The sequence below is a fragment of the Sediminibacterium sp. TEGAF015 genome (assembly GCF_025997995.1).
GTDB lineage: Bacteria > Bacteroidota > Bacteroidia > Chitinophagales > Chitinophagaceae > Sediminibacterium.
Genome location: NZ_AP026683.1, coordinates 32,551 through 50,000 on the forward strand (window position 1 = coordinate 32,551; position 17,450 = coordinate 50,000).

11 protein-coding genes and 1 riboswitch (1 of these 12 running past the window's edge) are annotated in these 17,450 nt (G+C 39.3%); of the genes, 6 read left to right on the forward strand and 5 right to left on the reverse strand.

Features of this window, described 5'->3' with window-relative positions:
* Nucleotides 1–144: 144 nt before the first annotated feature.
* A riboswitch (SAM riboswitch) is annotated at nucleotides 145–270 on the reverse strand.
* A gap of 194 nt (nucleotides 271–464) precedes the next feature.
* On the forward strand, nucleotides 465–3,335 hold the full coding sequence (uvrA, locus tag TEGAF0_RS00125) for an excinuclease ABC subunit UvrA (protein WP_264899080.1): 2,871 nt from the start codon (nucleotides 465–467) through the stop codon (nucleotides 3,333–3,335).
* Nucleotides 3,336–3,344: 9 nt separating this feature from the next.
* Nucleotides 3,345–3,836 carry a hypothetical protein gene (locus TEGAF0_RS00130; RefSeq protein WP_051408482.1) on the forward strand — a complete coding sequence of 164 codons (492 nt, stop codon included), beginning with the start codon at nucleotides 3,345–3,347 and terminating at the stop codon, nucleotides 3,834–3,836.
* On the opposite strand, the gene TEGAF0_RS00135 is transcribed toward TEGAF0_RS00130, so the two are convergent.
* The 4 genes from TEGAF0_RS00135 to sucD all read right to left on the reverse strand — a co-directional run bounded on the left by TEGAF0_RS00135 (nucleotide 3,833) and on the right by sucD (nucleotide 12,226).
* Nucleotides 3,833–4,243, reverse strand: a complete 411-nt coding sequence (locus TEGAF0_RS00135) for a hypothetical protein (protein WP_264899082.1) — start codon at nucleotides 4,241–4,243, stop codon at nucleotides 3,833–3,835. The genes TEGAF0_RS00130 and TEGAF0_RS00135 overlap by 4 nt on opposite strands.
* Nucleotides 4,244–4,285: 42 nt before the next feature.
* Nucleotides 4,286–5,338 carry an NAD(P)/FAD-dependent oxidoreductase gene (locus TEGAF0_RS00140; RefSeq protein ID WP_264899083.1) on the reverse strand — a complete coding sequence of 351 codons (1,053 nt, stop codon included), beginning with the start codon at nucleotides 5,336–5,338 and terminating at the stop codon, nucleotides 4,286–4,288.
* A gap of 2 nt (nucleotides 5,339–5,340) precedes the next feature.
* Nucleotides 5,341–11,250: an alpha-2-macroglobulin family protein gene (locus TEGAF0_RS00145; protein ID WP_264899084.1), complete on the reverse strand. Its 5,910-nt coding sequence runs from the start codon at nucleotides 11,248–11,250 to the stop codon at nucleotides 5,341–5,343.
* A 103-nt stretch (nucleotides 11,251–11,353) separates the two neighbouring features.
* Entirely contained in the window at nucleotides 11,354–12,226 is an 873-nt protein-coding gene (sucD, locus tag TEGAF0_RS00150) for a succinate--CoA ligase subunit alpha (protein WP_264899086.1), read from the reverse strand.
* A 133-nt stretch (nucleotides 12,227–12,359) separates the two neighbouring features.
* Between sucD and TEGAF0_RS00155 the strand changes: the two genes are divergently transcribed.
* The 4 genes from TEGAF0_RS00155 to TEGAF0_RS00170 are packed head-to-tail and all read left to right on the forward strand — an operon-like array spanning nucleotide 12,360 to nucleotide 15,040.
* Nucleotides 12,360–12,950, forward strand: a complete 591-nt coding sequence (locus TEGAF0_RS00155; protein WP_264899088.1) for a LemA family protein — start codon at nucleotides 12,360–12,362, stop codon at nucleotides 12,948–12,950.
* Nucleotides 12,951–12,959: 9 nt separating this feature from the next.
* Nucleotides 12,960–13,421: a TPM domain-containing protein gene (locus TEGAF0_RS00160; RefSeq protein WP_264899089.1), complete on the forward strand. Its 462-nt coding sequence runs from the start codon at nucleotides 12,960–12,962 to the stop codon at nucleotides 13,419–13,421.
* Complete coding sequence (locus TEGAF0_RS00165) at nucleotides 13,422–14,216, forward strand: TPM domain-containing protein (protein ID WP_264899091.1); 795 nt, start codon at nucleotides 13,422–13,424, stop codon at nucleotides 14,214–14,216.
* A gap of 11 nt (nucleotides 14,217–14,227) precedes the next feature.
* The gene (locus tag TEGAF0_RS00170; RefSeq protein ID WP_264899093.1) at nucleotides 14,228–15,040 is read left to right on the forward strand and encodes a hypothetical protein; all 813 of its coding nucleotides are present in this window, start codon (nucleotides 14,228–14,230) and stop codon (nucleotides 15,038–15,040) included.
* Between the two features lie 33 nt (nucleotides 15,041–15,073).
* Here TEGAF0_RS00170 and TEGAF0_RS00175 read toward each other — a convergent pair whose 3' ends face one another.
* Nucleotides 15,074–17,450: the 3' portion of a M1 family metallopeptidase gene (locus TEGAF0_RS00175; protein ID WP_264899094.1), read on the reverse strand. It continues 80 nt past the right edge of the window; only the last 2,377 of its 2,457 coding nucleotides appear in the window; its start codon lies beyond the right edge, outside the window — the gene reads right to left on this strand; the stop codon is at nucleotides 15,074–15,076.

Genomic DNA, 17,450 nt, shown 5'->3' on the forward strand with positions numbered 1-17,450 from the left:
GTGACGATTTTTTTTAGTTAAAAAATATCGTTCTCTTTAATCTCTAGGTGGCTTTCCCTGGTATTTACACCAAAAAAAACCCACCTGATAAAATCAGATGGGCATGTATACAATTCCTTTCGGTAATAATAAAAGCTTGACTCTGACTTATCTTCCCCGTAAAGCATTGCTTTATCAGGATGGAATTGGCACCTTCATACTACTGAGTTAAAGTAATATGGGTTGCCAAGGCTTCACAGGGCCAAAACCCTCCGCCTTTCTTGATAAGATTATTAAAGAACTAATGCAAATGTACAGCGGAGAATTTAATCCACCAAATTAAAAGTCTATTAAATTGGTAGATTAGTTGCTTTTTGATGATTTCCCATTTCGTCACGCATTCTCCCTTTTTCGTTATTTCTGATTTTCTTTTTTCAGAATCCAAACTTTGATGCGGCAACCTTGTTTGTATCTTTATTAATATTATGGCAAAGAAATCAATTCCTTCTTCATCAATACCTGCAAACGATAACGACTTTATTCAGGTAATGGGTGCCCGTGAACACAATCTTAAAAATATAGACATAGCAATTCCCAAAAATAAACTGGTTGTATTTACCGGGGTTAGTGGAAGTGGCAAGTCCTCGCTGGCTTTTGATACCATTTACAATGAAGGTCAGCGAAGATATATGGAAAGCTTTGGTGCTTATGCAAGGCAGTTCATGGGCGATATGGAAAGGCCTGACGTTGATAAAATCACTGGCTTGTCTCCGGTTATTTCTATTGAACAGAAAACGACGAATAAGAATCCCCGTTCAACTGTTGGGACAGTAACAGAAGTTTACGACTTTCTTCGTTTGCTTTTTGCCCGTATTGGTGAAGCGTATAGTTATGAGACCGGAAAAAAAATGGTCAAGTTTAGTGAAGAAGAAATTGTTGAGAATATTTACACCAAGTATAAAAATAAAAAAGTGAGTTTACTGGCCCCGCTGATCAGAGGTAGAAAGGGGCATTACAGAGAACTATTTGAAGACATTAGAAAGAAAGGATTTTTAAAAGTAAGAGTTGATGGAGAGATTCTTGACTTGACTCCCAAGTTGCAGGTTGACAGGTATAAGATACACGATATTGAAGTAGTGATTGACCGTTTGCAGGTAACCGATGATTTAAGAGTGCGCGTAAGCCAGAGTGTGCAGCAAACTTTAAAAATGGGAAAGGATCTGATGTTCTTGTTATTGAATGATTCTAACAAAACGGTTCAATATGCCAAGCAACTAATGTGCGAAGACACGGGGATTTCTTATGAAGAGCCTTCTCCGAATTCTTTTTCCTTTAACTCCCCCTATGGAGCTTGTAATACTTGTAAAGGATTGGGCCATATGTATTCCATTGATTTATCTGCAGTGATACCCGATCCAAATTTGAGTATCAAAGAAGGAGGGATTGCTCCACTCGGCGTGCAAAGGGATGCGTATATGTTCCGAAATGTAGAACAGCTGGCAAGGAAAAATAAAATAAATCTGGACAAGCCTGTTAAGGATTTGCCTGTTGCCGGTTTAAATATTCTATTATACGGAAATCCCGATGGGGATAGCTTAATGGTTGATCCCGCTGAAACAGAGGGTGTAGGTGCAGATCCATATGCAGGTGAGTTTGAAGGGATAATTCCGATGTTGAAGCGTTGGTTTGCCGGTGTAAAATCGGATGGTATGCGGGAGTGGGTTGAACAATACATGGAATTAAAAGTATGTACAAGCTGTAATGGTGACAGATTAAGAAAAGAAAGTCTTTGGTTTAAGATTGATAATAAAAATATTGCAGAACTCAGTGCATTGAATTTAGATAAACTGCAACAATGGTTTACTAACCTTGAAGAAAGACTGAGCAAAAAACAGAATGTAATTGCGAAAGATATTTTAAAAGAAATCAGGGAGCGATTACAATTCCTGCTGGATGTAGGGCTCACTTATCTTTCGTTAAACCGTTCCTCCAGAACCCTTAGTGGGGGAGAGTCGCAGCGGATCAGACTAGCTACGCAAATTGGGTCTCAGTTGCAGGGCATTACTTATATTCTGGATGAACCTTCAATTGGTTTGCATCAGCGGGACAATCATCAGTTGATTCAGGCGTTGAAAAATTTGCGTGATATTGGTAACAGTGTGCTAGTGGTGGAACATGATAAAGATATTATGCTGGCTGCAGATTATCTGGTGGATATTGGTCCGCGTGCAGGTAAATATGGAGGTACTATTGTGGCAGAAGGGACACCACAACAAGTGTTGGAATCCGGTGCAGATACTGCTCAGTATCTGAATGGACAAAAACGTATTCAAGTGCCTGCGGAAAGAAGAGCAGGTAACGGTAAGTTTCTTGAATTGAATAAAGCTTCAGGGAATAATTTGAAAAATGTTTCTGTTCGTTTGCCACTGGGAAATTTAATTGTGGTGAGTGGGGTAAGTGGTAGTGGTAAGAGTACGTTGATTAATGAAACCTTGTATCCTATACTGGCGAAGCATTGTTACAATAGCAAAGTAACGCCTATGCCTTTTCAATCTGTAAAAGGACTGGAGCATATTGATAAAGTAATTGAAATTGATCAGTCGCCAATTGGAAGAACTCCAAGAAGTAACCCCGCTACGTATTGCGGTTTCTTTACCGAAATCAGAACCTTGTTTGCATCAGTACCCGAAGCCAAGATCAGGGGCTATGCGGCTGGCCGTTTCTCCTTTAATGTTAAAGGTGGCCGATGCGAAATTTGTGAAGGGGGGGGCATGAAAGTAATTGAAATGAACTTTCTGCCAGACGTGTATGTGAACTGTGAAAAATGCAATGGAAAAAGATACAATCGCGAAACATTAGAAATCCGTTACAAGGGAAAATCCATCAGTGATGTGCTGAATATGACAGTGGATGAAGCCTGCGAATTTTTTCAGCCTGTTCCTTTTTTATACCGAAAGATAAAGGTATTGCAGGAAGTAGGATTGGGGTATATTACTTTGGGTCAGTCGGCTACAACCCTTAGTGGTGGAGAAGCGCAGCGGGTAAAGCTTGCAACAGAACTTGGTAAAAAAGATACCGGTAAAACTTTTTACATTCTGGATGAACCTACTACCGGATTGCATTTTCAGGACATTAGTCATTTGCTCGACGTTTTGAATAAACTAGTAGACAGAGGCAATACTGTTTTGGTAATTGAACACAATCTGGATGTGGTTAAAATGGCTGATTATATTATTGATTTAGGCCCGGAAGGAGGAGATGGTGGCGGGCAAATTTTATTTGAGGGAACACCGGAAAAAATGGTACAGCATAAAACCAGTCATACTGCCCGCTTTTTAAAAGCCGAAATGAATTAACTTCATTCTATGAATTTGAATGACCTGAATTTTTTGCCGGAGTGGGATGAAAGCCGCTACAAGGTTGGACCTGATGATGCAGCCGAAGAGTGGCGCAGAGGGCCAGCCAGGGCTATTGCCAAAGCCATGTACAATCAGTGGAGAGAAGTATTTGGTTTGGTAGTTGCGTTTGCAGAAAATCTGGCGGATGATGGCGAAGAAACTCATCCTGCTTCTACCAAAGCGTTGATTTATGAGAATGTAATGATTGTTGCTCCAAAAATTATTGGTGCAATTAGCATGGATTTATATGTACTGAAAATGGAAAATGCTTCTGTCATCCGAACCAATGCCAAGCAGATGATGGAGCAGATAGGTTTTGCAGTATTGATGGGTTGGGCAGATGAAGCCCACAAACAAGTAATTGAAGAAGCCTTGTATAAATTCAGAGAGCTATACAAACAATGGGTTAGTACTTTTCAGAAAGACAGTTTTGAAGACGAATGGGGCTTATTTATTTAATAAGCAGATTTATTTTTTTGCATTGGTTTCCATACCAGATAGAAATAACCCAGTAGTAAAATTCCAACGGTAAAGGGAATCAGCGCGATATGCTTGTACGTGTAGCCGTTCCAGATTTCAATATGATCAAACCCAAAAAACTCACTGACCATCCAATAAGAGTTGGCAGAAATCCAAACTGTAATAGCCAGGTTATGGCATAGTTCCGACATGTACTGGCGTGTTCTGTAGGCAATAATGATGGAGATGAGTAAAGTTGGAAGAATCATGGAAGTTCCCAACCATCTAAGCCCTAAGCACCAGGCCACATCTTTAAATAGCCAGAATACAATATGGAGGTTTTCCATTTTCCGGTACTTCAGCGGAATATCGTATCTGTCATCGTGTACTGTAGGGACTTGCTCCATGCCTGATTGAATTGTGGCACAATATTAATTTTTTGTGAGCAATTAACGGCTTAAAATATTCTTGAAACGATCAATGCTGGCCAGTGGGTGAATGGGCTTACCGTTAATGATATGCTGTGTAAGCTGGTAAGCAAAGTAGGGTGCCAAACTACAACCTTTGGTTCCCATACCATTGAGTATACCAATGTTTTTCTGAAGTGGATGGAAACCCACAAAAGGTCTTCGCTCAATATTGGCGGGTCTCTCAGAGGCCATATGATCTACAATCTGATAAGGTATCTTGAGCCAGCTTTGTAATTGGAATTCTACTTTTTCTCTGAAGGCTGAAGTTGGATTGGCATGTTCATATTTCCATTCATAGGTTGAGCCAATCCAGAATAAGTTTTCCTTCCATGGTACAACACTCAAGCTTTGTTTATAAATATGGTTTCTAGGTAAATCGGGTATGGAGGCAATGATGGCTTCTCCTTTATTGGGTGCAAAGGGGAGTAGCTGAAACCATGGGTTGGTAGCTCCTGCATTTCCATCACAGTAAATAATCCGATTAGCCGAAATGTCTTTCCATTGAATACGTTCAGCGGAAATAACTACATCTTCTGGGTTAAAATCAGTTTCAACAATCGAATTCACTTGTTCTAATTTTTTTCTCCATGCCGATAATAAATCGGTTAGTTGAATCAGCCAGCAAGGATGAATTTCACCAATACCAAACTGCAGATGAAATAATGAGTCCCATTTTTTTTCATCTACCAGCGATAAATATTCTGTTTCTGTTTTTAGTCTTTCAGTAAAGGCAATTTTATTTTCAGGCGTACTGTGAAAATCCAGCACATTGCATTGACTAATCAATTCAATGGATAATTCGGTACCCATTTCACGGTAAGCGTTTACTGCAAATGGCATGAATGTTTCAATTTCCCATGTTCTCACAATTCTTCTCCCCGTAACCGGATTGATAACTCCGCTGGCTACTTTGGTTGCTGTGTAAGGTTTTTCCTTATCTACCACCATTACCTGCTGGCCAGCTCTCAATAAGTTCCAGCTTAAAAAACTCCCGCATAATCCCTGTCCTATGATGAGCGTGTCTACCTGCATGGTTATTGTTCAATTCTGATTTTAATGGAATTGGAATGTGCTTTCATGGCTGGGGCATACATACTTTGAATGGAGGCAAGACCCACGGTATATAAGCCTGTATGTGTTGCTCTCATGGTATAATTCAACTGATGTTCACCTTTAGGTAAAGAATGGAAATAATAATTGGTACTCACATCTTTGGTGCTCTGATAATAGATAAACCGACTCTTCCATTGGTAGCCACTTAGTACATCGGTAGGCTCAGTGGCTGCAGGCCTTAAGTCTTTCACATGTACATAATCCATTTCTCTATCCGTTTTAATACTCAGTGAAACATTCAATAATTCTCCTACTTTAACTGGTTCGTTTTCATTCAAAGGAACCCATTGATTGTTTCTGTGTACACTAATCGTTTTATTGATTTCTACTCCTCCCTTACTGGCAGTTACTTCATCCATATTGGCTAAATATTGCCAGTAGATAGTTCCATAAGATGGCTGATTTGACACCATATTTTGAGTAGCAGTTGTTACAGTAATATTTCCCATGGTTGCATTCACTTTACTGCCTTCTATTCTCTTTTTAAAATAACCGGAACCTTCCATTGTTTTTTCTGTTGCAGTTCCTAGAGTGGTAGTATTGCCCAGTTTTATCTGAACTGCTCTCTTATTGCCAAACCATTCTCCAGCATTCGCAACTATGCTGTACACAGCTTCTGTGGTACTTAAGCTGTTACCCCAATGATTGGTTTCTTTGTTCAAAATTAACCAGGTAAGCATACCGCTGATGAATTGCTTGTAAGGTTGTTTTGGAAGTGCAGTGTTGATTTCACTGAAACAATCAATCATCATACTCTGGTGTTGTATTGGCATAGCATACCATCTGGAGGTTAATCTGTTTTTCCAATACACGCCTTTGATGGTTTCATTCATCGATTGTTCTGCCAGTGATTTCAATATCCTTTCAGCTAATGCAGTCTGATTGTTTCTGTGAGCAAGCAAAGCTGCCATAGCCTGTCCATATAAATTTTGCTGAGACCAGTTGGCTAATGCTTTCTTTAAATAGAACTGATAGGCAGAGTCATTGGTATTAGCAATATCTCTGTACAAGCTTCGCATTACCAAATAATCCAACGGAATGCTAATTTGTTTTGCGTCTTTGTCTTTTTTGTAACGATACTGGATATCACTGTCCATAAAATGATTGGCTTTCACCAGCATCACTCTTAATTTTGCAGAAATGGATGGATCAATGGCGCCGATTCTTTTTAACTTTCCTATTTGTGTTAAAATGTAATTGGTGATAAAAGGATCGGAATTTCCTCCTTCGAACCAACTAAAACTTCCGTCTTTACCTTGCAGTTTTTCCAAACGAATGATGCTCTCTTCATTTTCACTTGCCATTCTTTCTGCATTGAATTGGTTGGCCAGTTCTTTTAATAAAAGGTTTCCTGATTTTGCATCAAGTACCCATGGCGTTTCTTCCAGTAAAATCTGTTTTAGTTCATTATTCTTTTCTAATGGGTTGAGCAAAGCCGTACTGTCTTTTCTCCAGTCTTCTAATGTTTTACCAATAACAGGATATTTTTTAAGGATATGCAAAGCCATCAAATTAGCATAGATGCGGCTGAATTGTTGTATGGCAGATTGTTCAGGATCTGTTTTTATATAGCCCAATGCCTGTATGGCATTCCATGCTGGTTGTGTGGTATATTCAACGGTCAGGGCTTCGGTACTGATTCCTTCACTTTGCGTATTGATAAGTTTACTGAAAGTGAATTGTTGTGTGGTGTCTTTGGAAAGATAGATAGGTAGCGTTTCCGTTATGAATTGTCTGTTACTTAAAACCGGAATGATATGTTCTTCGCCGTCACTAAAGCTATTGGTCTTCGCAATCATTCGAATGCGTAATGGTTTGTTGTAGCTGAATGGTATTTGTACTGGGAATTGTACAACAGCAGATTGTCCAGCTTCGGCAGTAAAATATTGCTGCGGAAAAACATTTTGGAACCATCCGTCTACCGGTGTGTTGGTGGTGGCATCAATCAATTCTAGGGTAATGGTACCTGTTAGTTCTTGTTGAGTAAGATTGGCCATCTTCACTGGTATTTCCATCTGGTCTCCTTCTCTCAGAAAACGGGGAAGGTTGGGTTGCACCATCAGGCTTTTTTGTGTTTGTACTTTCTGTTCTGTATAACCAACGGCCAGTTCTTTGGTATGGGCCAGGGTCATCCATTTCCATTGGGTAGTTGCATCAGGAAACTGAAAACTAAAAGTATATTTACCTGTGCTGTCTGCATACAATTGTGGAATAAAGAAAGCCGTTTCATTGAAATTCTTTCTGATTTGCACTAAGGCTTCTGCAGGTTTGTTGGCTGGAATAAGTCTTCCGTTACGAATGATATCACCCGTGATAGGATCTACTATTTCGGTTGCAGTAAATACTTTGTCATAGTCCTCTTCCATTAGCGAATTTTTACCCCTAACCCTTATATTCGAAGGTGGGGGTGCTGCTAGAGATTTTTGGGCCTGTGTTTCATACAAAACCCGATCTTTCATTTTCCATTGTACCGGTATGCCACTAAGCAGATGCGGATCTGTATAGGGTTTGGCTTCACAGAAACATTGATAATCGTATAAAAGGGTAATATGGGTGGCACGGAATAGGGTGCTGTTGAATCCATTATCGAAATTGGTACTGTTCCATAAGTCTAAACGATCCCAATTATGGGGATGCAAAGCATCAAGACTGGCATCATACATGCCAGTTAGCATTTCTGCTGCTTTTTCATTTGCCCTGCTACCTGCTACTTCAATTTGCCAGCTTTCTTTAGAACCAGGTTCAAAAACATTTCTGAAAGTTCCGGTTTTAATGGATAGTTCTTTGTCGTAAAAAGGGACAGCGATGGATTGAACCTGTTTATACATTCTTCCGTTTGCAATAAATACTTCCTGCAAAAAGATTCCGCCTTTGTCATTTTCACTGATAATATATTCTTCCTTTGATAGGTTTTCTGCTTGCTTGTATTGATAAGTTGACACTGCATTGCCTCTTTTTATTTTTTGGATAACAGATGCATTACTTACCGGGTATGCTGTAATGATTTGTAAGGTATCTCCTGGCTTCTTAGTGGTTGTTGAATAGTATTGAAAGTGATTCGGATAGCTTTTATTTTTTTCAGTATTAATCACTTGTAAATACTGGACGGTTTTGAGTGTTAAACCAAAACTATCTACTGCAGTAGCAATTACTTTATAAGTGCCTGCTTCCAGTTTGTTTATATCTGTAGCTATTGTTGCAACTGGCCAGTTTGCAATTTCTGTTTCCTGGTTGTATTCATCCTGCGGAAAATATTTTCGATAAGTAAGGGAGTCATATATATGCAGATCAGAACGCTCCCAGTATTTTTTTCTAACAAATTGATCGGGTTCTGTTAGTTTGTAAATAGCTGATTGTACTGGTATGTATTTTGTTTTTCCATTCAGGTCCTGCACCAGGGTTTCAATATTTTTAAATTGGTTTTGAACAACAATAGACGGGGTTTGAATAGATAGTCTCCAGGCAGTTCTGGCCGCACTGATATTGATATTGCCCGATCTGCTCTCTCCATTTAAATCTGTTACCGTTAGTTGAACAATATAATTCATGGATAAATCCTCAACCTTTTCTTTAGTGCTATCATACAAAGCTTTGAAGGGTATAATAAACTTTCCACTTCCATCGGTAATGCCATTTCCTTGGGCAATAATATTGCCTTCGGGTTGTGGACGTCTTCCAAATTGCTTAACTGTGTACACCACTTTTGCCCCGTTGATAACATTCCCTGCATAGCCCAATGCTTGAATGGTATAATGTATGCTGTCGTTTAATCGATAGCCAAACTTAGGCTGGTTAAAAACTAGTTGAATAGTTGGTCTTTTGTATTCTTCTACCTTTACGTTTGCTCTTGAAGAATTGTAATCCACTGCTTCAATGGTAAAGGTTCCGGTAAGCCCTTTGTTCGGAATAGGAAACTGGCCTGTAATACTTCCAAAGGAATTCAACATAAGAAAAAGGGAATCTACTTTTTGCCAGCTTGCATTATACAGATAGAGGCGAATTGGTGTTTTGTCTTTTACCAATTTGGATTGCTTTGTTCCCCAATCCCTGGTAATGGCAATACCTTTAAAATAGATGGTTTGCCCTGGTCGGTAAATGGATCGGTCGGTAAAAAAATGGATTCGCTTGTTGCCCTTTTCAAATTCAATGGACGGGTCTGTTTCAGTATGTAAACTTCTGAATTGATATTGGTACTCACTAAACTGTAAAATGCTGTTTTTGTTTTTTACCTGAACAGTTATACTATTATCTACTTTTTGTGTAATCTGAAAACCGCCTTGCTCATCTGTTATGGTTTCTAAAAGGGTTTTCTGTTCTGAAATACCTGTATTTCTGTTATATACATTTTGCATGACACTTACGGATGCATTTACCACAGGTTTACCATCTCCATAGTTTCTGATAAAGTATTGCTGATTGTCTTTAATATAGACCCACTTAGATACATTGAATACAGTGTATCCCAGCTTGTCCTTTGAAATATTAAAGGATTTGCCAGCACTGGTTAACAGCAAGTATGTGCCATCTGAAAGTGGATCTATTTTAAACTCAGTAAAATGTGTTTGATAATCGCCCGTAGATGGGAGTGGTATGGCTATTTCTCTGACTAAATTTTGTTTTAGGATAGTAGATAAAATTTCTTCTGATTGAATTCCTTTGGGATAAAAGCCAAAATTGACTTTGTACAATTTTCCATAAAGCGTATCTGTATTTTTAAATTGCAAAAATGCCCGGAAAGGTTTGTTGCTCTCATTGTATTCCTCTACTTGTATCCAGGTTTTCTTGTCTTTGATTTCGTTTTGCAAATCTGTTAATCCACTTTTTCTGATGAGCATTGAACTGTTCTCTGCTTTGCTAAGTTGCGATTCAGCCTCATCAATAATAGATAAAGCATTTACTAATGCATACCTGTTGGAACTGTCTTTGAAGGGATGATAACTTCTTCCTTTTTCAGCAGTTAGCCTGGCCAGTTCCTGATAGGCATCTGCAATTACTGAAATGTATGTCGCTGCCATTGGTGATGAGCTGGACGCTGCTTTATAAAATCCGACAGTATCTATTTTAGTGAATTGTCTTAGTGCAGCTGTATATTCGGTTTCTTGTATATTATTTTCCTGATACTGCCATTTTAGAAAATTTAAACGAAAACGCTGCTGAATTGGCTCGTCTGTTTTTTTTCCATCTATCAATTCCTGATATAAGGCAGACACGGTTTTTTGATTACCCTCACTGGCAGTATTTCCCAGACCTTCGGTGTAATATTTTATCTGTTCCAATAAGAGTAAATCGTAGAGGGTATAATGTTGCAGCGGTTCTGATCCCCCTATAACAATAGGAGCATACAGGGCCAGCGAATTATTTATTAAAAGGGTAGTGTTGGCTTTTGCCTGTTTGAATTGCGCTTCAATACTATCTTTTAACGACTGTGCATTCCAGTTCTTCCGGTTGTATAAATTCCATTTTTGGTTCTCGTAATATTCATTGTATTTTTTGGCAATCAGTACATGTAATAAAGACTTTAATAAGGAATTTTCTTTGGATTGCTGACAGGCTTTTTTTAATGTCTGCAGGGTTTGGGTATAGCCTTCTTCGGTATATTCCTGTTCAATCTCTGTTTCATAAATCATTGCCCTGATCTGCTCTGCTTCCTTTTTTTCTGTTACAGCTTTCTTGTATAAGGCTTTCACTTTTTCCAGTGCTGTTTTGGGCAACCGGTCTTTTAGCAATAAACTGTCAATGATTTTATATTGCTCAGCATAATAAGTATCTGTAGTTTGTGCTTTTAGCTGAAAGGAAATCAACAGGATAATCAGGGAAAAAAATAGACGCATAGAAATCAATTAGGTATATATGGCTTAAGATGCAAGATGCTGTTTTTTGCATAAAAAAACCCGAAGCTTTGGGCTTCGGGTTGTATATTAACAATTTGCTTGTTTATTTTTTTAGTGCGGCAGCCATAGTAATACCAATGTCCGCAGGACTAGCTACCACTTCAATACCGCATTCTGCCATGATTTTCATTTTGGCAGCTGCTGTATCATCTGCACCACCAATGATGGCACCGGCGTGTCCCATTCTTCTTCCGGGAGGAGCAGTTTGACCTGCAATGAATCCTACTACAGGCTTGGTCTTATTGTCCTTGATCCAACGCGCAGCTTCAGCTTCCATGCTACCACCAATTTCACCAATCATAATGATACCGTCGGTTTCAGGATCGTTCATTAATAATTCTACTGCTTCTTTGGTTGGGGTTCCAATGATTGGGTCTCCACCAATACCAATAGCAGTGCTGATACCTAATCCGGCTTTTACTACCTGATCAGCAGCTTCATATGTTAGTGTACCACTCTTTGAAACGATACCGATTCTACCTGCTTTGAAAATAAAGCCAGGCATGATACCAACTTTTGCTTCTTCTGCAGTGATTACACCAGGACAGTTTGGCCCAATCAAACGGGTTTTGCTTCCCTGTAAGTAATTCTTTACTCTTACCATATCCTGAACAGGAATACCTTCTGTAATACATACTACTAAACCGATTCCTGCTTCCGCAGCTTCCATAATGGCATCTGCCGCAAACGCTGGTGGTACAAAAATGATACTTACATCAGCACCAGTTTGCTTAACCGCATCGGCTACTGTATTAAATACGGGCTTATCTAGATGGGTTGTTCCGCCTTTATTGGGGGTAACTCCACCTACCACATTGGTTCCATACTCAATCATTTGAGTTGCATGAAACGTTCCCTCTGTTCCGGTAAAACCCTGAACAATGATTTTTGAGTGCTTGTTTACTAATACTGACATAGCCTATCGTTTCGGAGATTTTTAAAATTTTGGCAAAAATAGGTGAAAAACGCTTGCAAAATATGAAATGTCATTCTGCCACTTCATAAATATGGCATCCGTTTTGTATATTCAATACTTCAAATATAAAAACATGAACACAAAGAGAATTACCCTTATTGTCATTATCGGATTAATTGTATTAATCGGCGGATGCGGTATGAGTGGTTACAACGGATTGGTAAAATTAGATGAAACTGTTAGCCAGTCCTGGAACAATGTACAAAGTGATTATCAACGCAGGGCAGACCTGATCCCTAATTTGGTGAATACCGTTAAGGGAGAAGCCAATTTTGAGCAATCAACGCTTAAAGCCGTGGTTGAAGCCAGAGCCAGTGCTACCCAAATGAAAGTAGATGCGAAGGATTTGACTCCTGAAAAATTACAGGAATTTCAGGCTTCTCAAGGCCAGTTATCTCAAGCATTGGGTCGTTTATTAATGGTTACCGAGAACTATCCTAACCTGAGAGCTAACGAAGCTTTTCGTGGCCTACAAGCTCAGTTAGAGGGTACAGAAAACCGTATTAAGGTTTCCAGAAACGATTTTAACGCTGCAGTTGCTGCTTATAATGTAAAAGCCAGATCATTCCCTATGAATATTTTGGCCAGCATAACCGGCTTTAAAGTAAAAGAAGGTTTTAAGGCAGATGCTGGTTCTGAAAAAGCACCAGAAGTTAAATTCTAAAACCCGCCCATGTTTGGATTATTCGGTAAGAAACAAAAAGAATATTTTACCCAGGCAGAAAAAGATGCCATTGTTGCAGCCATTCAAAAAGCTGAACAAAGAACCAGTGGTGAAATCAGAATCTATGTAGAATCCAATTGTGCACTGGTGAATCCGGTTCACAGGGCTAAGGAAATATTTTTCCAATTAAAAATGGATCAGACAGCATCCCGTAACGGGGTGCTGTTGTATTTGGCCATGGAAGATCACCAGCTGGCTGTTTTTGGGGATGAAGGAATCCATCAGAAAGTTGGACATGCCTTCTGGCTCAAAGAAGTGGAAATGATGCTTTCCGAGTTTAAGCAAATGAACTTTATAGAAGGTATCTGCCATATTATTGAAGATATTGGAGAAGCCCTCTTGACACATTTCCCTTATGACGGAACTACTGATAAAAATGAATTACCTGACGAGATTGTTTTTGGAAAATAAATGAAGAAATTACTACTCATACTATTGTTGGTTGTTCCCTTTTTATCGGGCATTGCACAAAATGTAGTAGCTCCCCCGAATCCACCCAGATTGGTGAATGATTATGCGGGTGTTTTGAGCAAAGAGCAAGTGGCCATTCTTGAAGAGAAACTGGTTGCACTAGACGATAGTACTTCCAATCAGATTGCAGTAGTAATTCTAAAGTCGCTCGAAGGGTATGAAGTGCAGGAGTATGCCAATAAATTATTTCGCTCCTGGGGAATCGGGAATAAAAAAACCAACAACGGGGTATTGATCCTGGCTTCTATAGAAGACCGTAAAATATGGATCGAAGTTGGTTACGGACTGGAGGGAGCTATACCCGATGTAACAGCTTCCAGTATATACAGAAATGAGATTGTACCGGAATTCAAACAACAGAATTATTATCGTGGAATTGACAACGCCATTAATGCTTTGTCAAAAGCGGCTGTTGGTGAATACAAAACCAAAAGAGTCAGAAAAGGTAATAATGGAGATGATGGTTGGTCTGTTCTCACTTTCATTATTATACTTGTTATAGTGATCTTCATTGTAGGTGCTGGCGGCGGAGGAAGAGGTGGTCGTGGTGGCGGAATGATGAGCCGAAGAGGTGCAGCCAATGTGGCTGAAGCTCTTTTGTGGTCTTCCTTATTAGGTGGCAACAATAGAGGTGGCGGAGGATTTGGTGGCGGTGGCTTCGGTGGAGGTGGAGGCGGCTTCGGTGGCTTTGGCGGTGGAAGTAGCGGTGGTGGCGGAGCTGGCGGGTCTTGGTAATTTATTGAATAATGCAAAAGGGAAATAGGATAATATGGCAGTTTGTCTGGATATTTTTTATTGCATCAGGTAAACTGACTGCTCAGTCTGTTTCTTTGCCTCTGATTAGAGTGGTTCATCAGATAAATAATCTTACTACGCTGCATATTCCTGATCAGCCAATTACAATTCAATCGCATAAGTCAACAAAAACCAGCTATCGTTTATTAACGCCGGTCTCAACCCGTTTTGAGTTGGAAGCCACAACTGAAAATATTTCCGGTAGCTTGTTTGCATTTGGAAAGGAAGAAAAATTCAATAGCAATGATACTGCCGGATTGCAATCTGATGAACAAGCTTGGCTATTGGCGAATATCAATAAGCCCAAGAAAATTGTTATCCATCATTTTCATGCAGATGGATTGTTGTATGATACGCTTGAGTCTAGTAAACCATTTTACTTTGAAATAGAAGAAGACCCCGGTAAATACTTTTTACCCTTTGATAAGAAAATAGTGAGAGCAGGATTGATCTGGTCAGACTCTACTGTTCAGGATAGTTCTAAACAATTGCATCAGTATATTATTACCAAAATAATTGATCAGCAAATTTTTGTTTCCGTTCTATCCGACTGGCTAATTAAAAGCAAATTGAGTCAACTCGGGAAGTCAGTTTTGCAGCAGATGAAAGGGATTGCACGATCGGAAAGAGTATACAATTTATCTACCGGTATATTGCAAACTGAATCCATGAAAGTAAAGCTTTCTGGTAGTAGCACCATGGAGAAAGAGGTATTGCCTATTACGATTGAACTGAGTTCCAACACTGTTGTTTCTTTACATTAAAATGCCCCGGGCAATCCCAGGGCACTTTAAGTTTTATTGTTTAGACTTCTCTTTTACATAATCTGCCAATGCCTGTTCTCCGCTTGCTTCTTTCTTAGTCGCCAAACCTTTTAAGAACATATTATTAATTACAGGATCTGTTTGTGATCTGGCACTGGATGGAATGGCATTTCTGAATTCAACAATAGCATCCACCCCTGCTTTGAATTTAGTTGCATCTTTTACTTTGGATAAAAATTCAACCAAAGAACCAATGGCAGTGAACTTAGCCTGAGACAAAGGCATTTCATTGAAGTTCTTCATGATATATTCATAAGCAGACTCATCTCCATTTGCAATGATAACAGAACTGATTGCTGCACTTAGTCTTCCTTTTGCTGTTTGATTTTTTAATTCATTGGCAATTGCATATGCTTTTTTACCATCTAAATCATTCAATGCCATTAAAGCAGCACCTGCTACGGAGTACGAAGAGTCTTTGATGTAATTTTCAAATTGTGCTGCATAGGCAGCATTTTTTAATCGGCCCAATATGCTTATAGCGTCTGCTCTTACCAACTTAGACGGATCATTTTTAGCAAGGTTTTCAATGGTTGCAATGGTTGCATCGGATAGCTTAGCATTTCCGAAACTTCCCAATGCCTTCATCCTGATTCTGAAATACGGATCTTTTAAACCGGCTTCTACCAAAGCATATGCACCTTGTTCTGTAATTTTTTTACCTGCATAATCTATCGCTTCTCTTCTGTCTAAATAGTGACCACCATATTTCATCTGGTGCGCATAAGCTTCCATAGATTTTGATTCTTTTTTTGCTGCAAGTAGAATTCTTTCAGGATCAATATTTACTAAATCGGGTTGTGTTGCTGCATCAAAATAAAAAGTATCCGCCGTGTTTTTCGCCCAAACCATTTCTCTTTTTTTATTGGCCCCATGGTATATGTCAATCTGTACAGGCAGCTGATAAATTTGATGCGTCTGTGTTTGCTTAATAACTACCATAAGTTTTTTGCTGTTGGCGTCGTATTGCTGACTCAAAGTGAGATTAGGATGGCCACTATTAAAATACCATTGATTAAAGAACCAATTCAGGTCTTTTCCGGTAACAGCTTCAAATGCCAGTCTTAATTTATGCGCACTTCCGTTTCCAAATTTGTTGTCCGTTAAATATTTATTTAATGAAGCAAAAAATGCATCATCGCCAACATATTTTCTTAACATGTGAAGAATTCTTCCCCCTTTGCTGTAACTCACTGCATCAAACATGTCTTCCTGGGTGTCATAATAAAATCTTACAAGGTGTTTACTGGCATCAGAAGGACTATTCAAGTAGCCATTCATTGCACTCCAGTTAATATAAGCAGCTTCGTCTTTTCCTTGTTTGTATTCTGCCCACAAGTATTCACTGTAATCAGCAAAACTTTCGTTTACGGTTAAATTACTCCAGCTTTCTGCAGTAACATAGTCTCCAAACCAGTGGTGAAATAATTCGTGCGCAATGGTTCCTTCCCAGCTATTGCCATCCGTTAGTTCTCTTGCATCCTGTTGGGCCGATTCCTGGTGTAGGGTTGCAGTGGTATTTTCCATAGCGCCACTTACATAATCTCTTCCGGTTATTTGGCTGTATTTAATCCAGGGATAATCAACGCCTAATTTGTTAGAGAAGTATTGCATCATTTCAGGCGTATTGCCAAAAATTCTACGGGCTACTTTTTCGAAAGGCTTTTCTACATAGTAGCTTACTTCTTTTCCTTTATATGCATCTTTGATAACAGCGTATTCACCCACACCCATAAAGAATAAGTAAGGTGCATGTGGTAAATCCATTTTCCAACTATCAGTTCTGGTACCATTGGCATTCAGGGTTTGCTTTACCAATTTCCCATTGCTTAGTGTTACATATTTTGCAGGTACAGTTAAATTGAACTCCTGCGTTGTTTTTTGATTGGTCTTGTCAATGGTGGGAACCCAAACTGAAGTAGCTTCTGTTTCGCCCTGGGTCCATATTTGTACTGGCTTGGTCTTGTCTTCTCCGCTGGGATTTATAAAATACAGCCCCTTTGCATCAGTGATGGCCGCGCTCCCCTTGACTTCTAAATCATCAGGCTTTGCAGTATAGTCTACATATACGGTATAGCTTTCACTACGCGTATAAGACTTATCTAGTTTAATTCTTAGCACCCATCCATCGTATTTGTATTGTAAAGGAATATTCTTGCCTGCTTTTACAAGCGCTACTTGCTTTATGTCCATTCCCTTGGCGTCTAGCTGTAAAGAGTCTGTTGCATAAAAGTGCGGCTTCAGGGTAATCCAGACGTTTCCGTTCAACCTTGACTTACTGTAATCAAAGCTTGCATTCAGTTTGGTGTGAACCAGGTTATTGATTTTTTCAGGAACCGCTCTGTATTCC

Excerpts from the sequence above, each read along its gene's own strand:
- TEGAF0_RS00140 (WP_264899083.1), bottom strand. The coding sequence starts at position 5,338 with ATGCAGGTAGACACGCTCATCATAGGACAGGGATTATGCGGGAGTTTT.
- TEGAF0_RS00155 (WP_264899088.1), top strand. The coding sequence starts at position 12,360 with ATGAACACAAAGAGAATTACCCTTATTGTCATTATCGGATTAATTGTA.
- uvrA (WP_264899080.1), top strand. The coding sequence starts at position 465 with ATGGCAAAGAAATCAATTCCTTCTTCATCAATACCTGCAAACGATAAC.
- sucD (WP_264899086.1), bottom strand. The coding sequence starts at position 12,226 with ATGTCAGTATTAGTAAACAAGCACTCAAAAATCATTGTTCAGGGTTTT.
- TEGAF0_RS00135 (WP_264899082.1), bottom strand. The coding sequence starts at position 4,243 with ATGGAGCAAGTCCCTACAGTACACGATGACAGATACGATATTCCGCTG.
- TEGAF0_RS00130 (WP_051408482.1), top strand. The coding sequence starts at position 3,345 with ATGAATTTGAATGACCTGAATTTTTTGCCGGAGTGGGATGAAAGCCGC.
- TEGAF0_RS00165 (WP_264899091.1), top strand. The coding sequence starts at position 13,422 with ATGAAGAAATTACTACTCATACTATTGTTGGTTGTTCCCTTTTTATCG.
- TEGAF0_RS00145 (WP_264899084.1), bottom strand. The coding sequence starts at position 11,250 with ATGCGTCTATTTTTTTCCCTGATTATCCTGTTGATTTCCTTTCAGCTA.
- TEGAF0_RS00160 (WP_264899089.1), top strand. The coding sequence starts at position 12,960 with ATGTTTGGATTATTCGGTAAGAAACAAAAAGAATATTTTACCCAGGCA.
- TEGAF0_RS00170 (WP_264899093.1), top strand. The coding sequence starts at position 14,228 with ATGCAAAAGGGAAATAGGATAATATGGCAGTTTGTCTGGATATTTTTT.